The following is a 26047-nucleotide window of genomic DNA, read 5'->3' as shown; positions in this document are numbered from 1 at the left end:
ACCGGATAATTTTATTCGGTTTTCTTTCGATTAAAGGAGTCAAATTATGGCAGAAGATATTATTTCATTTAAAGATGCCTCGTTTCAATATGATAGTCAATCTAGCCCAACGTTAAAAGATATTAACGTTACTATCAAAAAAGGTGAAAAAGTTTTAGTAGCCGGATCAAGTGGCAGTGGTAAATCAACTTTTGGGAATTGTTTAAATGGGTTAATTCCATCTATTTATAAGGGGAAGTTGTCAGGTGAGGTGTTAGTTAACGGACAATCAATTTCTAAGACAAGCTTATTTGACATGTCATTTCACGTTAGTACTGTATTACAGGATACAGATGGTCAATTCATTGGTTTAACGGTTGGAGAAGATATTGCTTTTTCTTTAGAAAATGATCAAGTAGCAACTAAAGAGATGCATGAAAAAGTCAATCATTGGCTACAGGAAGTTGATTTAGTTGGTTTTGAATCCCATAAACCTCAAGATTTATCAGGAGGGCAAAAACAACGGGTTTCAATGGCAGGTGTGTTAGTAGATGAATCACCTATTTTATTATTTGATGAACCTTTAGCAAATCTTGATCCTCATGCTGGACTTGAAGCGATGAAGTTAATCGACGCGATTCATCAAAAAACAAATTGTACGATTATTATCATTGAACATCGCTTAGAGGATGTCTTATGTATTGATATTGATCGTATCTTGTTATTTGAAGAAGGAGAAATTGTTGCTGACCAAACACCAGACGCTTTGTTAAGAACTGATTTACTTCAAACGTATGGCATAAGAGAACCTCTTTACTTAACAAGTATGAAATATGCGAATGTGCCTTTAGATGAAGTGGAACGTTTAGATAGTATCTCACAAATTGATGTAACCACAGTAAAACCATTTGTTGAAGAGTGGGTAACGGCTCATCAAGAGACTGAGTTAGTTGAAAAGAAAGAAGCTTTATTATCTATTGAAAATATTAATTTTAGCTATGGTCAATCTTCTAAAAAAGTATTGGATCATGTTAGTTTGACTATTTTTAAAGGTGAAATGATTAGTTTAGTTGGGAAAAACGGTGCAGGTAAATCAACATTAGCTAAAGCTATTTGTGGATTTGTTAAAGCTGAAGGCACTATGAAATGGAAAGAAAAAGATTTTTCTGATTTTTCGATAAAAGAACGGGCAGATAAAATTGGCTACGTGATGCAAAACCCGAATCAAATGATTTCAAAAAAAATGATTAGAGAAGAAGTCGCGTTAGGTCTTGAATTGAGAGGTTATGATGCAGAAACGATTACTCAAAAAACAGATGATGTGTTAAAAGTATGTGGTCTATATCCATTTAGAAATTGGCCAATTTCTGCTCTAAGTTATGGTCAGAAAAAACGAGTAACCATTGCGGCAATTCTTGTTCTTGAACCAGAAGTTATTATCTTGGATGAACCAACTGCTGGACAAGATTATAAACACTATACAGAAATCATGAACTTTTTAGAAACAATTAATCAAACCGGTGTCACAGTTATTATGATTACTCATGATATGCATCTGATGTTAGAGTATACAGATCGTTGTTTAGTTTTAGGTGAGGGTAAATTAAAAGCTGATACAACACCATCTGCTTTATTAACGAATGAAGAATTAGTACAAGAGTCATCACTAAAAGAAACGAGTCTTTTTACTTTTGGTAAACACTTAAATTTAGCTGAACCAAAGGCTTTTGTTAGAAAATTTACAGCATTTGAAAAGGAGGTTAGAGTCCAGTGAGTCAACATCAAATGATTGGGTATATCCCTGGTGAAACATTTATTCATCGTTTAAGTGGGACAACAAAACTATTAACTCTAATCTTGGTTTCAGTTGCTTGTATGACAACTTATGATACACGATTTTTAATTGGGACAAGTTTGTTTTCTATTATTCTCTTTAAGGTATCAGGCATTAAATGGTCGGATATCTCTTTTATCGTTAAATTTATATCTGTTTTTTCGGTATTGAATTTAGTAGCAGTCTACTTATTCTCTCCTCAATATGGCACAGTTATTTACGGAAGTGAACATATTATATGGGAAGGATTCGGTCGTTTTAACTTAACTCAGGAACAACTGTTTTATGAGTTTAATCTACTATTAAAATATATTAGTTCGATTCCTTTCGTCCTATTGTTTTTATTAACGACTAATCCAAGTGAGTTTGCTTCAAGTTTGAATAAAATAGGAGTGAGCTATAAAGTATCTTATTCAGTGGCTTTAGCCATTCGTTATATCCCAGATATTCAAGTAGCTTATTACGATATTTCAGCTTCTCAACAAGCACGAGGTTTTGAAATGAGTAAAAAAGCATCACTTCCTAAGCGAGTAAAAGGGGCGATGCAAATTGTTTTCCCTTTGATTTTATCAAGTTTAGAGAGAATTGAAGTAATTAGTACAGCGATGGAATTAAGACGATTTGGCAAAAATAAAAAAAGAACGTGGTATTCAAGTAAACCATTTACAGCCAGTGATTTTTTAGTCATTCTGTTGTCGATTGTTATTGTCATCGTAAGTTTTGCTTTAATTTATTTGAACGGAAGTCGCTTCTATAATCCTTTTCTTTAATGGGATTTTAAATGACAGTTAAAAGGTTCAGTGATACAATGATTAAGATATTTTAGATGAAAAGAGGAATAGACAAGTGACAGATTTTTTAAATGTAGGAAAAATTGTTAATACACAGGGGATTCGTGGTGAGGTACGTGTCATTTCAAAAACGGACTTCTCTGAAGAACGTTACAAAGTAGGAAATGAATTATTTTTATTCCAAGAAAATAAACAACCCTTATCATTAATTATTAAAAGTCATCGTAAACATAAAAACTTTGATATTGTAAGCTTTGAAAATCATCCTAATATCAATGATGTTGAAAAGTACCGTGATGGTATCTTGAAAATCTCAAAAGATGTTATTGGTGAGTTAGAAGAAAATGCTTTTTATTACCATGAAATCGTGGGATTAGAAGTATATGACGAAGAGGGAGAGTTATTAGGAACTATTAAAGAAATTCTATCTCCTGGCGCAAATGACGTTTGGGTAATTGGCCAAAATAAAAAAGGAGCTAAAGATATTTTAATTCCTTATATTGAATCAGTAGTTAAATCAGTTGATGTAGCAGGTAATCGAGTAGATGTTGAAATTCCTGAAGGGTTGTTAGACTAATGAGAATTGATGTATTAACACTTTTCCCAAGAATGTTTGAAGGTCCTTTAACTGAGTCGATTTTAGGTAAGGCAATTGATAAAGGGTTATTAGAAGTTAAAGTAAGTAATTTTAGAGACTTTTCAACTAATAAGCATAAACAAGTTGATGATTATCCTTACGGTGGTGGAGCGGGAATGCTTTTAAAAGTGCAACCGATTCATGACGGTTTAAAAGCGATTCAAGAAGAAGTATCTCATAGTAAACAACGAGTTATTTTATTAGACCCAGCTGGTAAACCTTTTAATCAAACAATGGCAGAAGAGTTTTCTAAAGAAGAACATTTAGTCTTTATTTGTGGTCATTATGAAGGGTACGACGAGCGTATTCGTAGTCTTGTAACCGATGAAGTCTCATTAGGTGATTACGTACTAACAGGTGGCGAATTAGGCGCTATGACGATGATTGATGCAACTGTTAGATTATTACCAGAAGTTTTAGGAAATGACGAATCAGCTATTGGTGACTCACATTCAACAGGGCTTTTAGAACATCCTCAATACACACGTCCTGCTAATTATGAAGGCATGGAAGTACCACATGTTTTAACCAATGGTAACCACAAGTTAATTGAAGAATGGCAATTAAAAGAGTCTTTAAGAAGAACGTTGATCAGACGACCTGATATGTTAGAAAAGCTTGATATGACAGACGAGATGATCGCTTTATTAGATGAAGTGAAAAAAGAAGAAGGATTGTAAAGAAAAAGAACTTTACACCTGATTTGTTATATGTTACTATAATTCAGTGAGTGAGAAATCACTTAACTATTACGATACTCCGCTATGAAGAATCATATGAGTGTTTTGGAAATAAGGAGAATATTAATGAATCCATTAATCGAATCAATCACAAACGAACAATTACGTTCTGACATCCCAGCTTTCAGACCTGGTGACACAGTACGTGTTCACGCTAAAGTTGTAGAGGGTACTCGTGAACGTATCCAGTTATTTGAAGGTGTTGTAATCAAACGCCGTGGAGCTGGAATCAGCGAAACTTATACAGTACGTAAAATCTCTGGTGGAGTTGGAGTAGAAAGAACTTTCCCAATCCATACACCACGTGTTGCTCAAATCGAAGTATTACGCTTTGGTAAAGTACGTCGTGCTAAACTTTACTACTTACGCGCATTACAAGGTAAAAAAGCAAGAATTAAAGAAATCCGTCGTTAATAATTCGTTATTAATAGGTGAAGCCCCCTTGAGAAATCAAGGGGGCTTTTTTGTGCATTATCAAATTGATTAGATGGGAATACTCTAATATAATAGATTTAGAAATACTAACGATAACAGGTGAAAATAATGAAAATTAATAGTAAGGATAGTCAATTACAAATTTTTGTAAGTTCAAGGTGTAGTAATTTAGATTCAAATTTAGATGAAATTAATCAATATAATATTATTAGAAGAGCAATTAAATCGATCTTAGAAAATACTGGATTGTTTAATGTATATATATTTGAAGAGGCAATGGCATCTTCATCTACCTCTTCAGATAGCTATCTAAATAAAATTGATAGAAGTGATATAATTTTATTCTTAATAGATAGTAGAGATGGTATGGTAACAGATGCTGTAATGAAAGAGCATAATAGAGCAAAAGAAACCAAAAAACCACGACTGTATATTATATATGAAAATGGTAAAGTAACAAGCATTCAAAAAGAGTTGCAAGGACCAGATGGTGTACGATATAAATCTACAGATAAATTATCAGAAATTGTAGATTTAGCTGTTGAATCTGTGATATGCGAAGTTTTAGAGAATTACGCGATGACCAACAATAGAGTTGTAATGGAAAAGATGGCAGCTAGTACAGAAGAAAATTTAAATAAACTAGAAAAATTAGTGAATGACAACTTGTTTTTAGATAAAAATAGTTATGGCAAAGTTGAACGAATTTTTAGTGAACTTTCTAAAAATAGAAAATCAAGTATTACAGATGAAGATAACACACAATGGAATCAGTATGATTTACTTTACACAGATTATTTTTTATATAAAAATAATAAAAAAAGAGTATTGGATTTAAATTGGAAGCAGTTGGTTAGAGGAGACTTGTTCGAGGAACAGTTTCGACCTTATTTAGAAAAAAGGTCAAAAGCTTTTTGCGCATATCATGAGGGAGAATATGAAAGCGCATATGAGATTCTGCTGAATTTACACGAAGACTTGAAAGAAACCTCTATACCTTCATGGTATAAAAAAGATATATTGATTGATTTGCGTCATTTAGAGAGTAAGAATAATATGCCATTAAATATCTTTTATCAACTTGAAGGGGTTCAGAAGATGATAACGGATAACAAGTATCCTTTATATTATCCAATGGTTGATAGATACAGAGAAAATTCATTTCAAACAATTCTAAAGGAAAAAAATAAGGATAAATTGAAATCAGAATTTAGTGTTACTTACGGAAATTCATTAGAATATGTTTTAACAAATTTTATTTCTAAACAATTTATTACAGCTATGAGTTATTGCTCAATTGTTCATGTTGAAATGGTGTTTAATGACCTATCTGAAATATTTTTACATTACTATTTTCAAACAGGATACTATTACTATGGGGAATTAGCCTTAGATTTTTCGATTATATCTGGAAAATTGGATGTTTTTTCAAAAATAATTACTGAGCAAAGTAACTTGTTGAAATCTTGTAGTTTTGAAAAAATTTATAGTTATTTTGATTTATTGCAAGAAAATCACAAAGATTGGAGAGAGTTGTTAAGAGCAAGGTTATTTAGTGATTTGGGTAAGTTTATGGACGATCAAAGATTTGAAGAGTTATTTGAAGAAAATATCGATTTATTGATTCGAGAGTTATCAACTGAAAAAACTCAAACGTTCAAAGTTGAAAGTATTTTAAAAGGAATAAAAAATAATGTAAGCAGATATAAAAATGGCGAAAAAATTACTATAGCATTTGATTGTGCTTTAGAGAAAAAATCAACAAGATTTTATGAATCCTTTATAGAAATTTATCAAAAAATACTTTTTGTGAACAGCAATTATTTTGATTTAGATTTTATTCATTCATTTTTAGAAAAAATTAAACAATCTTTTGAAAATGGTTATGGGAGTAACAAAGAATTTATCAATAATTTTTTATTAGATTTTTCTTTAAAAGTAGAAGGTTCTGCTGAAATTATTGAGAAATTTCTAATTGAATATTCTAAAGAATTTTATGAAATAAACTTTTTGCGTTCTCACGATTTAGTTCAAAAGAAAAATAATTTGATTTGGATAACTGAAAGTATAAAAAAAATAAACAGGAGTATTGATAACCAGCAAAGTAGCCCTGGAGTATTCGGTTATGGGGGGAATCTTTTTGAAGATTTGATTACAACTGTAATTGATGTTAATGAATCATTAGGTATAAAAGATCTTGAAATGGTTATAAATTGTATTGAAGAATTATTGAAAGCCTCTTCAATACAAATAAATTCAAAAGATGAGGCTTTAGATTCGTTATTCTTTTTACTTATGAACGAAAAAAACGAAGAGAAGTATAACTATATACTTCAGAGAACTAAAGTTTTAATTAATTCAGAAAATTTAAAACAAGTAAAAAATCGAACGTTTGATGCTCCAACATTAGAGACCAGCTACTATTCGTATTTAGTTAATCTTGAAATGTTATATTGTTTCTTAAATAATACTGAAGAGTGTAGTTTTCTTTTAACTTTAAATAGTAAAACTTATTTAGAAAAAATACACGCTACTAGATTTATGAAAATAATTTTACATTGCTACACAATGAATAAAGTTGAAGTTAATAATAATCTTCTTTTATTGATTAAATTTATTGCGTTTAATTTTATTGAAGAAGAGAGTGATAGGTTAAGAGGAAATAGTGCTGAAATTTTATTCTTACTCCATTCTATAGACTTTAAAAATGAAGCTATGTATTATCAAAGAATTCTAACCTTATCTCAAGATAATAATCAAAATGTTAGAGCGACAATTGCAAGTATAATTATGAATAATTCAGATTATAGAAAAAAATTTGAAGGTATTAAAAATTCACTCTCTCAAGATAATTATTATTTTGTGAGAAGTCTTGTATTGGATAAATAAATTCTAAATATAAAACTCCCAATTTTTAAAGACTGATTTCTTCTGATTAGTTAATGCATTAATTTCGGTTGCGATAATGGTTGTTCCATCATAAATGTCTTTTTCATCAATTTTAGCGATACATAATCGAATCATCTCTTTAGGTGATTCATGTGACAGATACATATTTGAAACGTCCTCAACGAGGACGTTTTTTAATTTTAAAGTGGTTTTTAAATCAGTTGCTGAAATGTAATCAGGTAATTCAATAACAAAATAAAATCCTGATTTAGGTGTAGTGAATTTGATTTCCTTAGGTAGTAAATCGTGACAGCATATTAGTGTATAGGTCATTTTTTTCGCATAATATTCTTTCAGTTGTTTAACATGATTATAAAACATGCCATTTGTTATGAAAGTTGCTAGTATTTCTTGAGAAAAGATAGGTGTTGCAATGTCTCTAGCGAATTTATAGGATAAAAAGGTTTGTCTAAGAGAGTTAGGTAAGCAAACAGCTCCAATTCTTAATCCAGGTAAAAAAATCTTTGAAAAACTCTTCAAATAGATGATTTTATCAGACGTGTCATAAGCAAATAAAGGGTCAGCTTTTGAATCTAAATCAAGCTCTCCTAGATAATCATCTTCCAAAATAAAAACATCGTATTTGTGAGCTAACTCAACGATTTTCTTCTTAGTCTGGGTAGAGTAAGAGGTCCCCATCGGATTATGAAATCTTGGGATCGTGTAAAAAAGTTTGATATCGTTGTTTTTGAAAATATACTCAAGTTGATTCAAATCAAGCTCACCTTTATTCATTGAGATACCGATTACTTTTTCCTTAGATAGATTAGCAGAGGTTAAGGCACCAGAATAAGTGGGTTGTTCTAACAAAATTTTTTCTTTTTTATTTGGAAATGGCATATTAAAAAGAATATCAATTGCTTGTTGAGACCCAGTAGTGATAACGATATTTTCTTTTTTTGTAAATACCTGATTACTTTGTAAATAATTGACTAACTCAGTTCTTAATTTTTCAAGGCCTAATTGAGGACCGTAAGGAAGTAAAGAGTACTCAAGATTTCCGATAATTTGTTCGCTACAAGACAATAAATTTTTAATATTAAAAGAATCTGGATTAGGTTCGGCAGAAAGAAAATCAAATACTAAAGGTCTTTCAGTTGTTTGTTCCTGCGCGATAGCAACAAAATAGCCTTGTTTAGGTAAAGCGTAAATTAGATGCTCTTGTTCAAGTTCAGAGAGAGCTTTAATAATTGTGTTTTTACTGCAATCAAAATCAGTTGAAAGAGTTCTAATTGACGGTAGTTTATCTCCAGACTGAAGTGTTTGATTTGAAATATCATGTTTAATGTGTTCAGCAATTTTTTTATATAACATTGTTATTCTCTCTTTCTTGTATGGGTACAGATGGTGAAAAATGCAATTTACAATTAGTCATATTATAGCTATTATCATCTTATCTGTACAGTGGATATGTTTTTTTTGAAGGTTACAGATTAAAACTGTACCTATTTTCGGATAAATAACGAGAGGAAGAAATAGATGAAATTAACAACTTTAGAATTAGAAATTTTAAACTTATTAGAATCAAATTATGGTATCTCGGTGGAAGCTATTTCAAAAATTACAAATAAATCAGTTGAAACGATTATGGAAATGATGAATGGCTTGATTGAAAAGAAAATATTATTTAAAGGTAGTTTTACCATTGATTGGGACAAAATCAGTGGAGAAGAGCGTGTAATGGCGCGTATTGATTTAAAAGTAACACCTAAAAATGGTTTAGGATTTGATGAGTTAGCTTATCGAATAAGTGAATATGAAGAGGTAGACTCAGTTTATTTAATTTCAGGAGCCTACGATTTATCTCTTGTTGTTAAAGGTAAATCGATGAATGATATTTCTAAATTTGTTTCTGGACAATTAGCAAGCTTAGAATCAATTCAAGAAACAGCAACTAACTTCATCATGAAAAAATACAAACATGATGGTAACGTGTTAAACGACGGTGATAAAGATCAACGTTTGGTGAAGGTGACTCTATGAGAGACCAGTTATCTGACATAGCAAAAAATATAGAATCTTCAGGAATTAGACGTTTTTTTTCATTAGCTAATGAAATGGAAGATGTGGTGTCTCTTGGTGTTGGTGAGCCAGATTTTAAAACAGCCCAAAGTGTGAGAGATGAAGCGATTATGAAACTTAGAGTGGGAGCAACCTCTTACACACCAAATGCTGGTTTACTGGAATTAAGAGAGTTATTATCTGATTATTTAGCTGAAAAAAATCAAGTACGTTATTCAGCAGAGTCAGAAATGATTATCACAGCTGGATCTAGTCATGCGCTGGATATCGCTTTAAGAAGCATTGTAAACTTTGGTGATGAAATAATCATTATTGAACCAACCTACGTGGCTTACAAACCCTTAATTGAATTAGCAGGAGGCAAAGCTGTTACGGTGTCAGTCAATCCTGACAATTTAAGAATCGATTTAAAAGCAATTGAAGCTAACATAACGGAGAAAACAAAAGGCATTTTGATCTGTTCACCTAATAATCCAACAGGTGTCACATTGAACAAACACGAATTACAAGCTTTAGCTAATTTAATTGAAAAACATGATTTAGTAGCTATTCTAGATGAAATATATTCTGAACTTGTTTATGAAGGAGACTTTGTTTCTTTAGCAAGCCTAGATAACATGAAAAACAGGAGCATTGTTATTTCAGGATTTTCTAAAGGTTTTTCTATGACAGGATGGCGACTTGGGTATGTATGCGCCCCACCTGAATTTTTAGAAGTTATGTTAAAAATTCAACAATATACGATGATGAGTGCCCCAACGATTGCTCAATATGCAGCTATTGAGGCTTTAAAAAATACACTATCGTATGTAGAATTTATGAAAGAGAAGTACCAACAACGTCGTGACTATCTAGTGAAATCACTAAACGAATTAGGTTTACCTTGTCAAAAACCAGAAGGAGCCTTTTACGTCTTTCCATCTATTAAAAAAACTGGAAAAAACTCAGAATATTTTTGTGAAGAATTACTAATGAAAAATCGATTAGCAGTTGTGCCAGGGAGTGCTTTTGGCGCTAGTGGAGAAGGTTATATTCGTTGTTCTTACGCTTATTCAATTAACGATTTAGAAAAAGCCTTAGATAGATTGGAAGCTTTCTTAACAGAATAAAGGAGTAGAAGTGATGCTTAAACCTAAAAGATTAAAAGTGGGAATTGAAAAATCTGTCGCTAATAATCCATTATTAATAGATGAAGAATCCTTAAAAAATTAAGGGTTCTTTTTTATTAAATTTTGAAAGCTGGAGAGTAGTATGAAGGTTGTATGATAACTTTATGTAGTATTTTAATTTAAACAGAATCTTTTAAAATATCAACGATTCTAAAGGGAGAAGGTAGAATCAAAATAATTGAGTAATGGAATATAATCACGTAATAATTTTGAAAAAAACACCTAAAAGAATGTAGTGTCTTTTAGGTGTCTCATAATTAAATTGGTTTGACTAACTTTCTATTTACAATTTTTAAAGTGACATCGGCGATATCTTTTCTAAACTGTTGGTCAGAACTAACAACGATTACGGTTCCTTGGAATGATCTTATCGCTTTTTTGAGGGAAGAAATACTCTGCTTGTCAAGGTATTTTGTTGGCTCATCAAAAATTAATAAGTTGAATGATTTTAGTGTTAGATTACAAATCTTAAGTTTTGATTGTTCACCACCACTTAATGAAAAAATTGGCCTTTCAGCTAATGTTTTATCTATACCACATCTAGATAAAGCTTGACGAATATCCTCATAAGAAAGTTCGCTATGCAAATTTGCTAGATAATCGATTGAGGAGTTACTTGGATTCTCCCAAAATAAATCTTGGGTAAAGTATCCAATAGACTCTTCAGGATGTCTCTTGATTGTTCCCTGAATAACAGGTATGTCACCTAATATTGACTTTAAAAGTGCTGTTTTTCCTGATAATTCGTTTCCATAAATAACAATTTTGTTTTTTTCTCCTAAATTTAAATGTATATTCTGTATGAGAGGTTCATTATACCCGATAGAAACATTTTCAAGTGATAAAATAGATTTTAAATTTCCGAACCTTGATTTAAAATGAATGATTGGAGGTGTGTTAGATTCTGGTTTGGATAATTTATTCATTTTTTCCAATTGTTTTCTCCTACCTTGTGCCATCTTTGTTTTAATTCCTGCAATATTTTTATTAATAAAATCCTGGGTTTCTTTGATATGTTTTTGTTGATTTTGATATTCTTTCAACTGAGTTTTATCGTGAATATATTTTAATTTCAAAAATTGATTATATCCAGTGTGATATTTTTTTATTTCTTGTGAAGAAATATCACAGATGCAGGAAGCTATTTTTTCTATAAATGAATTATCATGAGAAACAACTACAAATGCACGTTTATAATTTTGTAAATAGGTAGTTAACCACTCCATATTATCTGAGTCTAAATAATTTGTTGGTTCATCCAGTATTAAAATTGACGGGTTTTCTAAAAGTATTTTGGCCAATAAAGTTTTCATTTTTTGACTTAAGCTTAAATCTTTAAATTTAGTATTAAGAGGGATTTTATCTAAACCTAATCCGATTAAAGTGTACTCAATTTTGTTTTCTATTGAGTAGAACTCCTCTAAGTCTAGTTTTTCTTGAAGAATTGATGCTTGTTTTAATGTCAAATCATTGAAAGTATTACTGTAATCATCGTATAAAGAAATCATTTCTTTTTCCATTTGATATAAATTTAAAAAAGAGCTTTTGAGATAATTGATTATACAGATATCATTATCGATACTGATGTATTGATCAATATATCCAATAGTAGTGTTTGGATGGATTATTATGTCACCTGTATCAGGTATTAATTTTCCGATTAATAGTTTTAACAACGTACTTTTACCAGAACCATTCAAGCCGGTAATAGCCATGTGGTCATCACTCATTATTTTGAATGAACTATTTCCATATAGTAAATTCTCATCAAATCTATAACTTAAATTTTGTATATTAACTAATTCCATATTAATTCCTCCTATATGTTATGCTGAAAGAAACACAAAAAAGCCTATGAACAGAAATGTTCATAGGCTTTTATCTTATGTATCCGTCAGCAAATAACAGGGTAAAAAAACGTATCAAGTTAGTTTTTTTACTCAAAATTTGCTGATGAAATAATAAAAGGCTTTTTTATTAGAATACCTTTTATTTTATAAGCTCCATACAACACTTCATCAAATTAAGTTGTAGGGAGCTAATACTCGAAATGAATAATGGATACATAATTTACACCGACTTTCATTAAATTAGACTCATGTTAACATATAAAATCATTATTCTCAAATAAAAACTTATTAATATGTAAAGCCGTAAAATATAGATATATTAACTTTTATTAAGTTGTAGATAAAAAGCGGATTGAAAAGGCAATATATCATCTCATTAAGAAAATCATCTTTTTTAAATTTTAGCTTTTTCATTTTTTGTAGGTATAATAAAGAAAGTATAGATTAAATATGAGAGGAGTCTAAAAAGTGTTTACAATATTTGATAAAGAGCAACAACAAGTCCCAATTAAGGTTTGGTTAAAAAAAGAGGAACTGGAAAACAATGTATTAGAGCAAGCGCGTGTGTTAACTAATTTACCTTTTGTTTATAAATGGATTTCACTAATGCCGGATTGTCACTATGGATATGGTATGCCAATCGGTGGTGTGATGGCATCAAAAGAAGCGATTGTCCCTTATGCAGTAGGACAAGATATTGGTTGTGGGATGTGTTACATCCAGACGGATATTTCATATGAAGAACTTAGTACGATAACTCATGACAATCAATCCTTTTTCAAATTAATTGTTAATCAAATTATGCGAGATGTACCAGTGGGGCATTCTCTACACAAAACCAAACAAAAGTCAGTGGTAATAGATAAGTTTTTAGAAGAAGGGTTATATGATAGTACTCTGCCAGAAGCAGATGATATTTTAGAAAAAGCATATTATCAAGTGGGAACGCTTGGTGGAGGAAATCACTTTATTGAATTTCAACAAGATGAGCAAGGAAAAATAGGCATTATGATTCATTCTGGAAGTCGTCATTTAGGTGCTAAAATTTGCCAATATTTTAATGGCTTAGCTAAAGAGCTAAATCAGAAATGGTATAGTGCGGTTCCAGAGAATAATCCACTCCCTTTTTTACCAGTTAATTCAACAGAAGGACAAGCCTATATTAAATGGATGACAATAGCTTTAGATTTTGCTTATGAAAATAGAGAAACCATGCTAACAAAAAGTATGGAAGTTTTCTCAAAACAAGTAAACAAGCATTTGGGTAAAGAAGTAACTTACAGTTTGAAAGTAAATTGCCACCATAATTATGCAGCTTTGGAAAAACATTACGGCGAAAAAGTCTGGGTTCACAGAAAAGGAGCTACGAGAGCTAGAGATGGTGAGTTGGGAATTATTCCTGGTGCTATGGGTTCATATAGTTACATTGTGTCTGGTTTAGGAAATGAAGAAAGCTTTCATTCTTCTTCTCATGGAGCAGGCCGAGTTTATTCTAGAAAAAGAGCAAAAGAAGAGATTTCAGTAGAATCTGTTATATTAGATTTAAGAAATCAAGAGGTTGTTCTTGGTAAACAAAAGAAAAATGATGTGGCAGAGGAAAGTCGATTTGCCTATAAAAACATTGATGAAGTGATGGCAAATCAACAAGATTTAGTGCTACCAATTAAAAAATTAAAAACAGTTGCCGTGATTAAAGGTTGATTTTAAAAGGTAGGATTATTATAGTTTTTTGTAGCAATTGATTGACTTTTAATCCATTGGTAGCTAGAATGAGTTCATTATTAATAATCGTTTCATGTGACTAGATAATACTAGGCATGGAAGAATTTTGATGGGATAAGTGTATCCTATTAAGATTGTTCCATGCTTTTTTGTTGTTTTAAAGCATGAAACCCTTCTTAAGAAGAGGAGTAGCTATGAAAATTATAAAAGTGTTGAACCAAAATGCAGTTCTTGTTCTTGACGAAGAACAAGAAAAAGTAGCAGTTGGAAAAGGTGTGGGTTTTAATAAAAAGAAAAATGATTTAATTTTTCACAGAGAAGTTGAACGTTTGTTTGTCATGGAAGCTGAAGGGCAACAAAAATTACAGACGTTACTAAGTCAAATCGATGAAAAATTCTTTTTTGCCGCCGAAGAAATTATTGATTATGCAGAAACAGTTTTAATGGAGAAGTTAAATGATCATTTATTGATTGCTTTATCAGACCATTTATCTTTTTCAGCAGAAAACATTTCAAATGGTATTTTAATTAGAAATAAATTATTAAGAGAAATTGAAGTCTTGTATAACGAAGAATTTGCGATCGCTCAATGGGCAGTTGAGTACCTCAATAATTCATTAGGCATTCCTTATACATACGACGAAGCAGGTTATATTGCTATTCATATTCACAGTTCGAGAAGTGGTCACTCGAATAATAATAAAAGTATTCGCGAAGTCACAATTGTTTCAGCTATTATTCAATTGATTGAAAATGAATTAGGGGTAAATATTCATTCGAAAGAGATGTTACTTAACTACTCAAGATTAGCAAACCATTTACGTTTGTTACTTCATCGTTTTGAAAGCAATCAATATGCTGTTTTAGATGAGGAGATTCTTGATATGGTTAAAGGCAAGTATCCTGAAAGTTATAACATCGCGAAAAAAATTAGAGTTTTGCTAATGAAGACTTATCAATTATCGATTACAGGTGAAGAGTTAGGTTATTTGGCGATTCACATTGAACGATTAAGATTAGCTTCTGAGCATATGGAAAAGGGAGAAAAATAATGAAAGCATATATGCAAAGAATGGGACGTTCATTGATGTTGCCAGTAGCAACATTACCAGTAGCGGCTTTGTTTATGGGAATTGGTTACTGGATTGATCCAAGTGGCTGGGGTGGAAATAACATTTTAGCAGCATTTTTAATTAAAGCTGGAGCAACTATTTTAGATAATTTAGGTATTTTATTTGCTGTTGGATTAGCATTAGGGATGTCTAAAGACAAAGATGGTTCATCAGCTTTAGCAGGATTAATTGCCTTTTTAGTACCAATGCAATTATTAGCACCAGCTACTGTAGCAATGTTTACAAAAGTTGATGTTGAGCAAGTCAATGTGGCTTTCTCAGCGATTAATAATAAAAATGTTTTCATCGGAATTTTAGCAGGGCTAATTGCAGCTGAAATCTATAACCGTTTTAACAATGTTAAATTGCCAATGGCGTTATCATTCTTTAGTGGTAAACGTTCAGTACCGATTGTAACAGCAGCAGTCATGTTAGTAGTATCTGCAGGTTTAATTTTTGTTTGGCCTCCAGTTTATAATGCTTTAGTATCATTTGGTGAAGCTATTTCAGGTTTAGGAGCAGTTGGTGCAGGTCTATATGGATTCTTTAACCGTTTATTGATTCCAACTGGTTTACACCATGCTTTAAACAATGTATTTTGGTTTAATATTGCAGGAATTGATGATATTGGTAAATTCTGGGCAAGTGAAGGTGTTAAAGGTGTAACTGGTATGTATCAAGCTGGATTCTTCCCAGTTATGATGTTTGGTTTACCAGCAGGAGCATTGGCGATTTACCAATGTGCACGTCCTGAAAATAAAAAAGCAACAGCTTCATTAATGATGGCAGCAGCTTTCGCTTCATTCTTTACAGGTGTAACTGAACCTTTAGAATTTTCATTTATGTTTGTGGCTTGGCCATTATACGTTGTTCATGCCGCTTTAACAGGAATTTCAATGTTTGTAGCAGCAACTTTCCAATGGACAGCAGGATTTAACTTTAGTGCAGGATTTATTGATTTTATTTTAAGTTTAAGAGTGCCAATCGCTAATAAACCATATATGTTATTATTATTTGGTTTAGTTATGGCAGTTGTTTACTATGTAACATTTATGTTTGTTATTAAGAAATTTAACTTAATGACTCCAGGCCGTGAAGAAATTAGTTTAGAAGAAGTAGGTAGTGAAACAACAGGTGGTTCGGATAAATTTGCTGCATTAGCTGCTAAATTATACGACAACTTAGGTGGGGTAGCGAACCTTCAAACAGTTGATAACTGTACAACACGCTTACGTCTGTCAGTTAATGATACAAGTCGTATTGATACGGATAAGATTAAAGCAACAGGTGTTCCTGGTGTGAAAGTTATTGATGGTAAAAACATTCAAATTATCGTAGGGACTGAAGTTCAATTTGTAGCCGACGAATTAAGTAAAATTCATCAAGCAGGTGGTTTAACAGTAAGTGATAGTAAAGAAAACACTATTTATGCTGTGGCTACAGGGAAAATTATTCCAATAACCGAAGTATCAGACGATGTGTTTTCAGCTAAAATGATGGGAGACGGATTTGCTATCTTACCTGAGAATGGTGATATCTACTCACCAGTTGATGGCGTTATCACAAGTGTCTTCCCAACAAAACATGCTTACGGAATTAAAACCGTTCATGGATTAGAAGTATTAGTTCATGTTGGAATTGATACAGTTAACTTAAAAGGAGCTCCTTTTGATGTATTTGTTAAAGAAGGAGATAAAGTAAGTAAAGGAACAAAACTTTGTCATGTAGACTTAAAAGCTTTAGAAGAAGCTAACAAACAAAATGATGTTATTGTTGTCTTTACGAACCAAGATAAAGTAGAAGAATTATCTTTAAACTTACAATCAAATGTGAAAGCAAATGATTTAATTGGACAAGTTAAAACAAAATAATCAAAAAAGAAGGATGACTTTTGAGAGTCGTCCTTCTTTTGCTTTTTTATGAAATGTGTGTTCCTTTGTCAACATAGATTAAGTCACCAGTGATACCAGTAGACAAATCACTCATTAAGAAGGCAACTGTGTTACCAACTTCTTCAATAGTTACTTGTTTACCAGCTGGTGTACGTGTTGCAGCATCATCTAATAACTCGCGGAAACCTTTAATGCCTGATGAAGCAAGAGTTTTAATAGCTCCAGAAGAAACAGCATTGACACGAATATCTTGCTCAGCTAAGTCTAGTGCTAAATAACGAACTGAAGCTTCTAATGAAGCTTTAGCTAATCCCATAATATTATAATTGCTGACAGCACGACTTGAACCAATATAAGTTAATGTTGTAATACTACTTCCTGGGTTTAAAATTTTACGAGCTTCACGAGCTACAGCCACTAAAGAGAATGAGCTGATTTCATGAGCGATTTTGAAGCTATCACGAGAAGCATCAGTTAGTTCTCCTTCAAGTGCTTCTTTTGGTGCAAAAGCGATAGAGTGGATTACGCCATCGATGTTGCCAAATCTTTCTTTAATTTCATTGAAGGCTTGCTCAATATTATCATCAGTTGCTACGTCACATTCAACCGTTGCATCTGTTTCATCGATTAAACGATCTAATTGTTTTTTGACACGGTCATTTTGGTAAGTAAAGATGACTTCAGCACCACATTTTTTTAATGCTAAAGCACAACCCCAAGCAATACTTGATTTATTGACTACTCCCATTAAGACGATTTTTTTTCCTTTTAATAATGTATTCATTGAATCACTCTCCTAAATTTTTAACTAAATCTATTATATATTTTTTTTGTGAAAATTAATAGAAAAATAGTTTGATTATCAAAATATTTTTTTAGAAAAGACAAGAAGCACCTTATAACAGCGCCTCTTGTCAGAAAAGTTTTTAAGAAAATATACAATTAGTTGTTGTTTCGTTCGATAAATTCACAAGCAACTTTTTCTCTAGTTGAAGAATTGGTGATGAGGTGAGTCACAGCTTTTGCTCCAATATATTTCAAATTGAAATCAACGGAATCAATACCTAGAGTTAAACTGAGTAACTGATTATCTTCACCAATTAAATAGAAATCTTGATTCATTACTAGATTATACTCTTTAGCTGCTTGGAAAATACCAGCTGCAATTTCATCTCCGTTACAATAGATAACCGTTTGGGAAGTATCAGCAGTAAATAACTCTTTCCCAAGACGATAGCCATCTTCGTAATTAAAAATATTAGGAATTAAAGCCTTTGAAATTGAAACATCAGGAAAATAGTCTTTAAACATATTTGTCTTTATACGAGTACTTAGACTTGATTTAGCAGTTCGATTGACTGTCATAAAAATATGTTTAACATCTGTAAGTTTTTTTATATGAGAGAAAACAGTGTGATACATCTCTTCCCGGTCAGGGTAGACAGCAGGGATAGAGTCAATTGTCGTTTTTTCAGTTGTTACGATAGGGCCGTAACGGCTTAAATCTTTTAAAAATTGATCGTCATGAGTTTTAGAAGTCACAATAATCCCATCAACGGTCTTATCTCTCAGTAGCGTGTAGTACTCATTTTCTAACTCTTTGTTGAAGTAGGTAGGAAGCATTAAAACTTTTTTCTGTTGTTTGGTTGCTTCTTCTAGGATGCCTTCCACTAATTGGTCATAACAAGAATTACGCGTGTAAGGGACAACTAAACCGATCATATCACTTTCACCATTACTTAAATTAATGGCATTTCTATTGGGAATATAGTCAATCTCTTTCATGATTGTTAAGACTTTATCTCTTAACTCATCTGACACATAAGGATGATTATTAATGACTCTTGATACTGTCGTAGTTGATGTACCAGATAGTTTGGCAATTTTTCTAATACTCATGACATAAGCTCCTTTAATTAGTTAACTAATTCTAACATTTTTCTTTCTAATAGTTGACTAAAAAGACTAATCGTTTTATTGCCGTATTCAACAAATTTGTAATCTGCTCCTTCAAAAGTAAAGGTAATTTCTTCAGTTAAAAAGCGATTAAGAGTTCTAAAGTTTTCGATATCGTTTAGTGGGATGGTCATGTTTAGTGGTTTTTTACCATTTGTTCTGTCTTTTAAAATAAGTGTGTTTTCTTCTAATTCAATCGTGACAAAATAAAAAGTTAAATACAATCCTTGACTCACTTCTACTAATCCGTAAATTTCTGGCATTTAAATCTCTCCTTCAAATGATTTATTTAATGTAACTGCATCATAAAGTATGAAACGCGTACCATAGCAAGAGAAAAGATTTATTATTTTTTTATTCTGTCTATTTTGATTGGAAAACCTAAAAAAAGAGACTTCCTAAAAGGAAATCTCTTTAACTCATTGTAAGAGCTAGACTGTATATTTTCTTTCGTTTCTCATCAGCACTAATGTTTAACACAAAACCAATCAAGATAGATAGTGTTAACAAGTTTGACCCTCCGTAACTCATAAATGGGAAAGGAACACCAGTCATAGGAATTAAACCTAAAATCCCTCCAAGGTTAACGAAAACTTGAATTAGGATAGCAGAACCGACACCAATTGATACAAGAGAGTTAAAACTAGATGTCGCTTGAATTCCAACGGCAAAAATTCTGAGAATCAAAAATAACAGTAAACCTAAGATAATGAAGGCTCGTAACAAACCTAATTCTTCGATAGTAACTGAAAAAATAAAGTCAGTTTCTGCAACAGGTAAAAAGCCTTTTTTCTGAATACTTTGACCAAGGCCTAAACCTAACCAGCCACCGTTGTAGATAGCATAATAGGAGTTAACTAATTGGAATCCGTTACCTAATTGATCTGAAAAAGGATCACGAACAACTGAAAAGCGGTCGTACACATGGGCGAATTTACCAGGTAACAACCAACCATCTTTAAACATAACCAGTTGGGTCATAATAAAAGCGAAAACTCCTGTTATCAGTCCACCAACTACCATATAAAGGTAAGGAATACCGCTTGAGAACAGAATAACTAAGAAAATCATGGTTAAAATAGCAGCACCACCTACGTTTGGTTGAATAAAAACGAGTAAAATCAAAATACCGACGATAATGCTAGGTGCTAAAATCGTATCTTTAAAATGAGAAATTATTCGATTTTGCCGTAGTGAGAAAATATAAGAAGAATACAAAATAATTGTAATCATTATAAATTCAGATGGTTGAATACTAATCGGGCCAATGTCAATCCACCGCTGGGCTCCACCGATTGTTTGACCTAAGCCTAAAACGGAAGTGGCAATTAGAATAGCCGCTGAAAGTCCAATAAGTAGTTTATTGAAAAAAGAGGTTTGGTAAATCTTTAAGTTGGTTCGGTAGATAACAGTAATCATAATGACCGAAACAACAAAAAAGAACAATTGCTTAGAAGCAATGGAAACAGAACTTAAACCTTTTTGATCAAGATTGTATGAACTCGCACTAAAAATCATAATAATGCCAGTGATATTGAGAATTATATAGGGAATTAAAATTTTAAAGTCAATTAATTTAAATTTATTTATCATGAAAGTAAGAACACTCCTTTTAATCAATTTTCAGTTTAACATAACAATCAGAAAGAGACGAGTCTTTCATTAAGATACTTTTCTAAAAAGGTATATTTAAAAGAAAATTTAATAATTTGTTAATCAGTTTCTAAAAAAAACGCAATAATCAAATTTAAGGAATGCAAAAGAAAGTTGACTATGGTAAAGTTTAGTTAAGTAAGGGGTGTTGAAATGGCGAATGTTATTAAAGGGAAAGAAGTTGTTAAGAATTTCCTTGTTATAAATAGAAAAAACGATTATAAAGCATACAATAAAGTTCCGAAGCTTTCAATCATTCGGGTTGGAGAGAGTGGAAGTGAGAAAGCTTATGAGCGTTCTGTAATGAATAAATTGGTTCCTTTGGGAATAGAATGTGTCTCAACTGTTTTAGAGGAGTCAGTCAATCAAGATGTATTTGATCAAACATTTAATGAAATCAATCAAGATGAAGAAATTCATGGTATATTATTATTAAAGCCCGTACCTAAACATATATCTTTAGCACATGTCATTGAAACCATTAATCCTAAAAAGGATGTGGATTGTATTGGGGCAACTAACATGGCTAGGATTTATCAAGAAGGTAAGAAAGGGTTTATTCCTTGTACAGCAGAAGCTGTTATGCAGATTATTAATTTTGAAGAAATTGATTTAAAAGGAAAATCAGTTGTCATGGTTGGTTTTGGTATGGTGATTGGCCGTCCTTTAACATTGCTTTTGGTAGAAGCAGGGAGCACAGTAACAGTTTGTAATGAATTTACCAAGGATTTAAAACAAGAATCTTCAAGAGCAGATGTGTTGATTGTAGCAACTGGAGTTAAGCATCTGATAGAGGAAAATCATGTAAAACAGGATGCTGTTGTGATTGATGTAGGTATAAATGTAGATGAAGATGGTCGGATTGTAGGAGATGTTGATTTTGATGCTGTTTCTAAAAAAGCAGGCAGTATTACACCAGTGCCAGGGGGCGTTGGGACAGTAACGACTTACGTTTTAGCAGATCATGTCTTTAAGGCATTTGAATTACAACAAAATTCCTAGATTTAGGAAAGTTGGAGAAGTATGCAATCTAAAATCAATAAAGTGACGCCTTATGCAGTTTTATCAATCTCTTTGATTTTGACAAGTGGGATGGCAATTAACGGGACACTTCCATTAATCAAAGACCAGTTATCACTGACTCAAACTCAAAGTGAGCTACTAGGAACCATCCCCAGTTTAACGGTCTTTATTTTTGTGTTATTATCTAATCTTTTAATTAAAAAAATGGGAATGAAACGACTTGTACTATTTGGTTTACTTTTAGTCGCATTAGGTGGTGCGTTACCAGTCTTATTTCCAAATAGCTATTATTTAATTTTGATAAGTAGGTTAATATTAGGTGCTGGTTTAGGCTGTTATAATTCCTCATCGGTTAACTACATTAACGAATTGTTTGAAGGTAAGCAGCGAATGCAATTATTGGGTATGCGAAATTCCATGGAGAGCATCGGTCAAATGCTTCTGACATTTGTTTCAGGCTTTTTATTGTTATTAGGTTGGCGTTATTCTTATTTAATTTATTTAACAGCTATTCCGATTGCTATTTTATTTTATTTATTTGTTCCAGACGTTAAAAAAGACAATATGACTGAGAAAGAAGAATTTAGGCCAACATGGTTACCAATAGTATCAGTCTTATTTGCTTCTATTATGGTCATGAATAGTATTGCGATTGCAGTGAGATTTCCAGGATTAGCGGTTGATATTATGGGATCTACGTACAATACGAGTTTCTTTTTAGGGTTAATGCCTGTTTTGGGTATCTTATCAGGCTTTTTATTCCAGAGTATTACTTCTAAAATTGGTCATCGTATTCTTTATTTAGCGGTGTTTATTAATATGATTGCTAATTTATTAGTAGCTATCGGAGATAAATCTTTTATTTTACTTGTCATAGGATTGTTAATATCGAGTATTCCAGTAGCTTGGGTCTTACCATTTCTATTTAATCATATTGAGGTAATTGCTAAAGGGATCAGTACTAGATTGTTAACTTCTTTTATCTTTTTAGGGTGTAACATTGGTGTTTTAATAGCTCCGATGTTAATGAGTTTATTTGCTTTCATAGGGCAAACAGATGATTTATACTTTCCATTTTACGTCTTTACAGTGATGTTCCTACTTTTATTAGGTGTCCTTTTTGGGGTATTAAATCATTTAAGTAAAGAAAATAAATCCATATAAACTATAAACTGCTGAAGCCTTTGGTTTTCAGCAGTTTTTTTATTAGAGTACTGTTAGAAATTCACAAAGATAGTTTGTTCAAAAATAGTCCCGTGATAAAATTAAATTAGAAAGCGTTTTCTTTATTAAGCGTTTCTATAAGGAGGAATTTTCATGGAACTATTTAACGAAATGGAATTATACGATTATGAGCAAGTGGTGTTTTGCCAAGACAAAGCATCGGGGTTAAAAGGAATTATTGCCATTCATGATACGACGCTTGGACCAGCTTTAGGTGGTTGCCGTATGTGGCCTTATGAAACAGAAGAAGAAGCACTACAAGATGTATTAAGATTATCAAAAGGAATGACCTATAAAAATGCTGCTGCTGGATTAAACATTGGTGGCGGGAAATCAGTTATTATTGGAGATCCAAAAAAAGATAAAAGCGAAGCCTTATTTAGAGCGATGGGTCGCTATGTTGAGAGCTTAAATGGTCGATATATTATTGCTGAGGACGTTGGTACAACAGAAGAAGACATGAATTTCATGTACTTAGAAACTAATTATGTGACAGGAAGTACAGTAAGTGCAGGCGCTTCTGGTAACCCTAGTCCTAAGACAGCACTTGGTATTTATTATTCAATGAAGAGAACAGCTAAAGAAGTATTTGGTTCAGACTCATTAGAGAATTTAACGATTAGTGTTCAAGGCGTTGGAAATGTTGCTTATGAATTATGCCGCTTAATTCATGAAGAAGGCGGTAAGTTAGTTGTTACTGATATTAATGAAGAAGCAGTTGCTCGTGTAGTGGCTGATTTTGGTGCTACAAGTGTTGGCGTTAATGACATCTATGAAGTAGAAGCAGATATCTTCTCACCATGTGCATTAGGAGCTATCTTAAATGATGAGACAATTCCAAAACTTAAAGTTAAAGCTGTTTGTGGTTCTGCTAATAACCAGTTAGCAGAAGGTAAAAAACATGGTAAAATGCTTGCTGAATACGGTATTTTATATGCACCAGACTTTATCGTGAACAGTGGTGGAGTTATTAACGTAGCTGATGAGTTAGGTGGCTATAATGAAGAGCGTGCCATTAAAAATGTTAAAAATATTTACGAACAAATGGGTAAAGTTTTTAACATTGCTAAAGAACAAGGGATTACAACTATGGAAGCTGCTAACCATTTAGCTGAAGATAGAATCGCGCAAATGTTAAATGTTAGAAGTACGTTTTTAAATTCAGAAAAATCATCTATTTCAAAAAGATAGTAGAAACTGATAAAAAGTAGTATGCTATTTAATAAAAAAACAAAATACCTTTGAAGTGATTTTTACATTTCACTATCTCAACAAGAAAAGAAGCCTTAGAAATAAGGCTTCTTGTCTTGTTTTTTAGGTATAGCTGTTCAGATTCACAGTGTCAGTTGCTGAAGACTTTGGTAAGTCTACAACTCGGTATAACATTTGATAATGTTAAGCAGAGAGTTGAATAACTTTTTATTAAATAAATAGATATTTATCACTCAAGATACTTTTTAACGGTATTCAAGATACTTTTAACCACACATATTGAATACTGCTAAAATTATTATGTAGAAAAAAATATAAGATAGGAGATAGGAAAATGAAAAAAGTAATAGAGTTAAACGTACAAGAAATGAAAACAATTAATGGTGGAGGTCGAACCCCTACCACATTTTCCCCTGTTGTAGGGGTTCCGTTCAATAAATATGATCTTGCCCTTGGAGAGAGATATACTTTTCCTAGTCAGGGACAATGTCCATCAGGATCCATCTCTGTAGGGTACATTGGTGGAGGCTCACACCTTTGTAGAAAAGGTTAGATACTGATTTTAAAACATCTCTCCTAGAATTAAAAAAATCAACTAGCACCACAGGTATGACTATTTAATTTTACTGTCCACGCATTTAAAAAGGAAAAGAAATTATGAAAAAAATAATAAGCATAGTAATTGTCAATATAATTGTAATCTTTATTGCATTATCATTCTTTTCACTTCCTTCAGAAGTTGAATCTCGCGGATTTGAAGCGTTTGGTTTAATAGAAAAAAATGGGATTATTAATAATCAACAAGAATGGGATAAAGTTATAGAATTAACACAAAATGGGAAGAACATAACAAATGTAGAAGATTTAAATGTACTCCTCCGTGCATCTAACAAACATAACTCTGTAATGTTATCTAATAATTTGATTGGTATGGAAAAAATTAACTTTCCTACTAGTTCTGAACTTGGTGAATTTACAATCATCAACATTCCAAGTACATATAGTAATAATATTAATGATCTCAAAATTTATACCAAAGTGTTAGCTACATTAATTCATAGCGCTTCCAGAAAAATTATTCTAAACTTATCTAATAATCTTGGAGGAGTTCGTGAGCCAATGATTATTGGTTCAGCAGCTTTGATTCCTGATGGTATTCTTTTTAATGAAATTGATAACAAGCAAAATCGTTATCCTTTAACTTTAAAAGAAGGAAAGTTATCTGGAGGAATACCTGGAACTCTTATGAGAGAGCAATCACTATTAACTTTCCCACCACCGTCGAAAAAAAAATTAACCAAAGTAGCTATTGTAACTAATGAGTGCACTGCTAGTGCAGCAGAAGCATTAGTTTTGGCATTAAAAAATAATCCTAATACTAAAGTTTTTGGTATGTCTTCGGCTGGTCTAACTTCGATAAATACAAGTTATGAATTAATAGCTAAGGATGATAAAGAGAGTTGGTTCTTAAACTATACTATTGGTTATTATGAAATGGTATCTTCGGAAAAAACTCATGCAGTATTTAATTCCAATCCTATAATTCCTGATAAAGTAGTTTCCTTTTCAATTCAGAATCCAGAAAGTCAAGATATTATAAACTCTTCAAACAATCAGAGTTTATTTCAAGCAATTGAATTATGGTTCAACCAAAAGGAAGAATAATAAGTTCTGTTGCAAAGTTTTAGGTTAAAGAGGAAATTTATAAAAAATAAGTTAACCTGAATAATTCATAGCTTTAATTCTTTGGTACATTTTATTGAAATATGTATCACTAATATCCCTATCAACTGATTTTGACTAAAAAGTTACTTCAAACATTCACTGTTCAAAAATATTGAGGAATA

The 26047-nt window shown here is 31.8% G+C and carries 22 protein-coding genes; 16 read left to right on the top strand and 6 right to left on the bottom strand.

Annotated features, from left to right (window positions below; all coding sequences use genetic code 11):
• The first annotated feature begins 46 nt into the window (after positions 1–46).
• From ACODH8_RS00110 to ACODH8_RS00085, 6 genes are all read left to right on the top strand, one after another.
• Positions 47–1753 (top strand): ABC transporter ATP-binding protein, encoded by a 1707-nt coding sequence (locus tag ACODH8_RS00110; RefSeq protein ID WP_332464837.1) that lies wholly within the window; start codon positions 47–49, stop codon positions 1751–1753.
• Positions 1750–2583, top strand: coding sequence for an energy-coupling factor transporter transmembrane component T (locus ACODH8_RS00105; protein WP_332464836.1), 834 nt, complete (start codon positions 1750–1752; stop codon positions 2581–2583). Before ACODH8_RS00110 ends, ACODH8_RS00105 begins: the two co-directional genes overlap by 4 nt.
• A 76-nt stretch (positions 2584–2659) precedes the next feature.
• Positions 2660–3181 (top strand): ribosome maturation factor RimM, encoded by a 522-nt coding sequence (rimM, locus tag ACODH8_RS00100; RefSeq protein WP_332464835.1) that lies wholly within the window; start codon positions 2660–2662, stop codon positions 3179–3181.
• Positions 3181–3921, top strand: coding sequence for a tRNA (guanosine(37)-N1)-methyltransferase TrmD (gene trmD, locus ACODH8_RS00095; protein ID WP_332464834.1), 741 nt, complete (start codon positions 3181–3183; stop codon positions 3919–3921). Before rimM ends, trmD begins: the two co-directional genes overlap by 1 nt.
• A gap of 126 nt (positions 3922–4047) precedes the next feature.
• Positions 4048–4395: a 50S ribosomal protein L19 gene (rplS, locus tag ACODH8_RS00090; protein ID WP_086342970.1), complete on the top strand. Its 348-nt coding sequence runs from the start codon at positions 4048–4050 to the stop codon at positions 4393–4395.
• 129 nt (positions 4396–4524) lie between these two features.
• Positions 4525–7305, top strand: a complete 2781-nt coding sequence (locus tag ACODH8_RS00085; RefSeq protein WP_332464833.1) for a DUF4062 domain-containing protein — start codon at positions 4525–4527, stop codon at positions 7303–7305.
• Between the two features lie 3 nt (positions 7306–7308).
• Here ACODH8_RS00085 and ACODH8_RS00080 read toward each other — a convergent pair whose 3' ends face one another.
• A complete protein-coding gene (locus tag ACODH8_RS00080) occupies positions 7309–8679 on the bottom strand; it encodes a PLP-dependent aminotransferase family protein (protein ID WP_332464832.1) in 1371 nt (456 codons plus the stop codon).
• A gap of 165 nt (positions 8680–8844) precedes the next feature.
• Between ACODH8_RS00080 and ACODH8_RS00075 the strand changes: the two genes are divergently transcribed.
• Together ACODH8_RS00075 and ACODH8_RS00070 are read left to right on the top strand one after the other, a co-directional pair.
• Positions 8845–9348 (top strand): Lrp/AsnC family transcriptional regulator, encoded by a 504-nt coding sequence (locus ACODH8_RS00075; RefSeq protein WP_332464831.1) that lies wholly within the window; start codon positions 8845–8847, stop codon positions 9346–9348.
• Entirely contained in the window at positions 9345–10496 is a 1152-nt protein-coding gene (locus ACODH8_RS00070) for an aminotransferase class I/II-fold pyridoxal phosphate-dependent enzyme (RefSeq protein ID WP_332464830.1), read from the top strand. Before ACODH8_RS00075 ends, ACODH8_RS00070 begins: the two co-directional genes overlap by 4 nt.
• A 317-nt stretch (positions 10497–10813) precedes the next feature.
• Here ACODH8_RS00070 and ACODH8_RS00065 read toward each other — a convergent pair whose 3' ends face one another.
• Positions 10814–12364: an ABC-F family ATP-binding cassette domain-containing protein gene (locus tag ACODH8_RS00065; protein ID WP_332464829.1), complete on the bottom strand. Its 1551-nt coding sequence runs from the start codon at positions 12362–12364 to the stop codon at positions 10814–10816.
• 510 nt (positions 12365–12874) lie between these two features.
• On the opposite strand from ACODH8_RS00065, the gene ACODH8_RS00060 reads away from it, so the two are divergent.
• From ACODH8_RS00060 to nagE, 3 genes are all read left to right on the top strand, one after another.
• Positions 12875–14107 (top strand): RtcB family protein, encoded by a 1233-nt coding sequence (locus ACODH8_RS00060; protein WP_332464828.1) that lies wholly within the window; start codon positions 12875–12877, stop codon positions 14105–14107.
• A 215-nt stretch (positions 14108–14322) separates the two neighbouring features.
• Positions 14323–15180 (top strand): PRD domain-containing protein, encoded by an 858-nt coding sequence (locus tag ACODH8_RS00055; protein ID WP_332464827.1) that lies wholly within the window; start codon positions 14323–14325, stop codon positions 15178–15180.
• The gene (gene nagE, locus ACODH8_RS00050; RefSeq protein ID WP_420517371.1) at positions 15180–17111 is read left to right on the top strand and encodes an N-acetylglucosamine-specific PTS transporter subunit IIBC; all 1932 of its coding nucleotides are present in this window, start codon (positions 15180–15182) and stop codon (positions 17109–17111) included. The genes ACODH8_RS00055 and nagE overlap by 1 nt, the downstream gene beginning before the upstream one ends.
• A gap of 46 nt (positions 17112–17157) precedes the next feature.
• On the opposite strand, the gene fabI is transcribed toward nagE, so the two are convergent.
• The 4 genes from fabI to ACODH8_RS00030 form a co-directional block, all read right to left on the bottom strand.
• Positions 17158–17916, bottom strand: coding sequence for an enoyl-ACP reductase FabI (gene fabI / locus ACODH8_RS00045; protein ID WP_332464825.1), 759 nt, complete (start codon positions 17914–17916; stop codon positions 17158–17160).
• Positions 17917–18074: 158 nt separating this feature from the next.
• Entirely contained in the window at positions 18075–19031 is a 957-nt protein-coding gene (locus ACODH8_RS00040) for a LacI family DNA-binding transcriptional regulator (RefSeq protein ID WP_420517369.1), read from the bottom strand.
• A gap of 17 nt (positions 19032–19048) precedes the next feature.
• Positions 19049–19351, bottom strand: coding sequence for a hypothetical protein (locus tag ACODH8_RS00035; protein WP_420517368.1), 303 nt, complete (start codon positions 19349–19351; stop codon positions 19049–19051).
• Positions 19352–19502: 151 nt separating this feature from the next.
• On the bottom strand, positions 19503–20681 hold the full coding sequence (locus tag ACODH8_RS00030; protein ID WP_332464822.1) for an FtsW/RodA/SpoVE family cell cycle protein: 1179 nt from the start codon (positions 20679–20681) through the stop codon (positions 19503–19505).
• A gap of 213 nt (positions 20682–20894) precedes the next feature.
• On the opposite strand from ACODH8_RS00030, the gene ACODH8_RS00025 reads away from it, so the two are divergent.
• From ACODH8_RS00025 to ACODH8_RS00005, 5 genes are all read left to right on the top strand, one after another.
• Positions 20895–21743 (top strand): bifunctional 5,10-methylenetetrahydrofolate dehydrogenase/5,10-methenyltetrahydrofolate cyclohydrolase, encoded by an 849-nt coding sequence (locus tag ACODH8_RS00025; protein WP_420517367.1) that lies wholly within the window; start codon positions 20895–20897, stop codon positions 21741–21743.
• Between the two features lie 21 nt (positions 21744–21764).
• Positions 21765–22928, top strand: a complete 1164-nt coding sequence (locus tag ACODH8_RS00020) for an MFS transporter (RefSeq protein WP_420517365.1) — start codon at positions 21765–21767, stop codon at positions 22926–22928.
• A gap of 153 nt (positions 22929–23081) precedes the next feature.
• Positions 23082–24179 (top strand): Glu/Leu/Phe/Val dehydrogenase dimerization domain-containing protein, encoded by a 1098-nt coding sequence (locus ACODH8_RS00015; protein WP_420517364.1) that lies wholly within the window; start codon positions 23082–23084, stop codon positions 24177–24179.
• Between the two features lie 355 nt (positions 24180–24534).
• Entirely contained in the window at positions 24535–24753 is a 219-nt protein-coding gene (locus tag ACODH8_RS00010; RefSeq protein ID WP_332464818.1) for a hypothetical protein, read from the top strand.
• 104 nt (positions 24754–24857) lie between these two features.
• The gene (locus tag ACODH8_RS00005) at positions 24858–25865 is read left to right on the top strand and encodes a S41 family peptidase (RefSeq protein ID WP_332464817.1); all 1008 of its coding nucleotides are present in this window, start codon (positions 24858–24860) and stop codon (positions 25863–25865) included.
• Positions 25866–26047 lie beyond the last annotated feature (182 nt).

This window comes from Vagococcus fluvialis, from assembly GCF_048815235.1.
Classification (GTDB): Bacteria; Bacillota; Bacilli; order Lactobacillales; family Vagococcaceae; genus Vagococcus.
The sequence above is the reverse complement of the archived record's forward strand: the minus strand, read 5'-3'. Positions and strand labels throughout refer to the sequence as shown.

Coding starts and splice junctions, on each gene's coding strand:
- trmD (WP_332464834.1), top strand. CDS start 3,181: ATGAGAATTGATGTATTAACACTTTTCCCAAGAATGTTTGAAGGTCCT.
- ACODH8_RS00110 (WP_332464837.1), top strand. CDS start 47: ATGGCAGAAGATATTATTTCATTTAAAGATGCCTCGTTTCAATATGAT.
- ACODH8_RS00020 (WP_420517365.1), top strand. CDS start 21,765: ATGCAATCTAAAATCAATAAAGTGACGCCTTATGCAGTTTTATCAATC.
- nagE (WP_420517371.1), top strand. CDS start 15,180: ATGAAAGCATATATGCAAAGAATGGGACGTTCATTGATGTTGCCAGTA.
- fabI (WP_332464825.1), bottom strand. CDS start 17,916: ATGAATACATTATTAAAAGGAAAAAAAATCGTCTTAATGGGAGTAGTC.
- ACODH8_RS00075 (WP_332464831.1), top strand. CDS start 8,845: ATGAAATTAACAACTTTAGAATTAGAAATTTTAAACTTATTAGAATCA.
- ACODH8_RS00035 (WP_420517368.1), bottom strand. CDS start 19,351: ATGCCAGAAATTTACGGATTAGTAGAAGTGAGTCAAGGATTGTATTTA.
- ACODH8_RS00015 (WP_420517364.1), top strand. CDS start 23,082: ATGGAACTATTTAACGAAATGGAATTATACGATTATGAGCAAGTGGTG.
- ACODH8_RS00040 (WP_420517369.1), bottom strand. CDS start 19,031: ATGAGTATTAGAAAAATTGCCAAACTATCTGGTACATCAACTACGACA.
- ACODH8_RS00085 (WP_332464833.1), top strand. CDS start 4,525: ATGAAAATTAATAGTAAGGATAGTCAATTACAAATTTTTGTAAGTTCA.
- ACODH8_RS00080 (WP_332464832.1), bottom strand. CDS start 8,679: ATGTTATATAAAAAAATTGCTGAACACATTAAACATGATATTTCAAAT.
- ACODH8_RS00005 (WP_332464817.1), top strand. CDS start 24,858: ATGAAAAAAATAATAAGCATAGTAATTGTCAATATAATTGTAATCTTT.
- ACODH8_RS00065 (WP_332464829.1), bottom strand. CDS start 12,364: ATGGAATTAGTTAATATACAAAATTTAAGTTATAGATTTGATGAGAAT.
- ACODH8_RS00010 (WP_332464818.1), top strand. CDS start 24,535: ATGAAAAAAGTAATAGAGTTAAACGTACAAGAAATGAAAACAATTAAT.
- rplS (WP_086342970.1), top strand. CDS start 4,048: ATGAATCCATTAATCGAATCAATCACAAACGAACAATTACGTTCTGAC.
- ACODH8_RS00055 (WP_332464827.1), top strand. CDS start 14,323: ATGAAAATTATAAAAGTGTTGAACCAAAATGCAGTTCTTGTTCTTGAC.
- ACODH8_RS00070 (WP_332464830.1), top strand. CDS start 9,345: ATGAGAGACCAGTTATCTGACATAGCAAAAAATATAGAATCTTCAGGA.
- ACODH8_RS00030 (WP_332464822.1), bottom strand. CDS start 20,681: ATGATAAATAAATTTAAATTAATTGACTTTAAAATTTTAATTCCCTAT.
- ACODH8_RS00025 (WP_420517367.1), top strand. CDS start 20,895: ATGGCGAATGTTATTAAAGGGAAAGAAGTTGTTAAGAATTTCCTTGTT.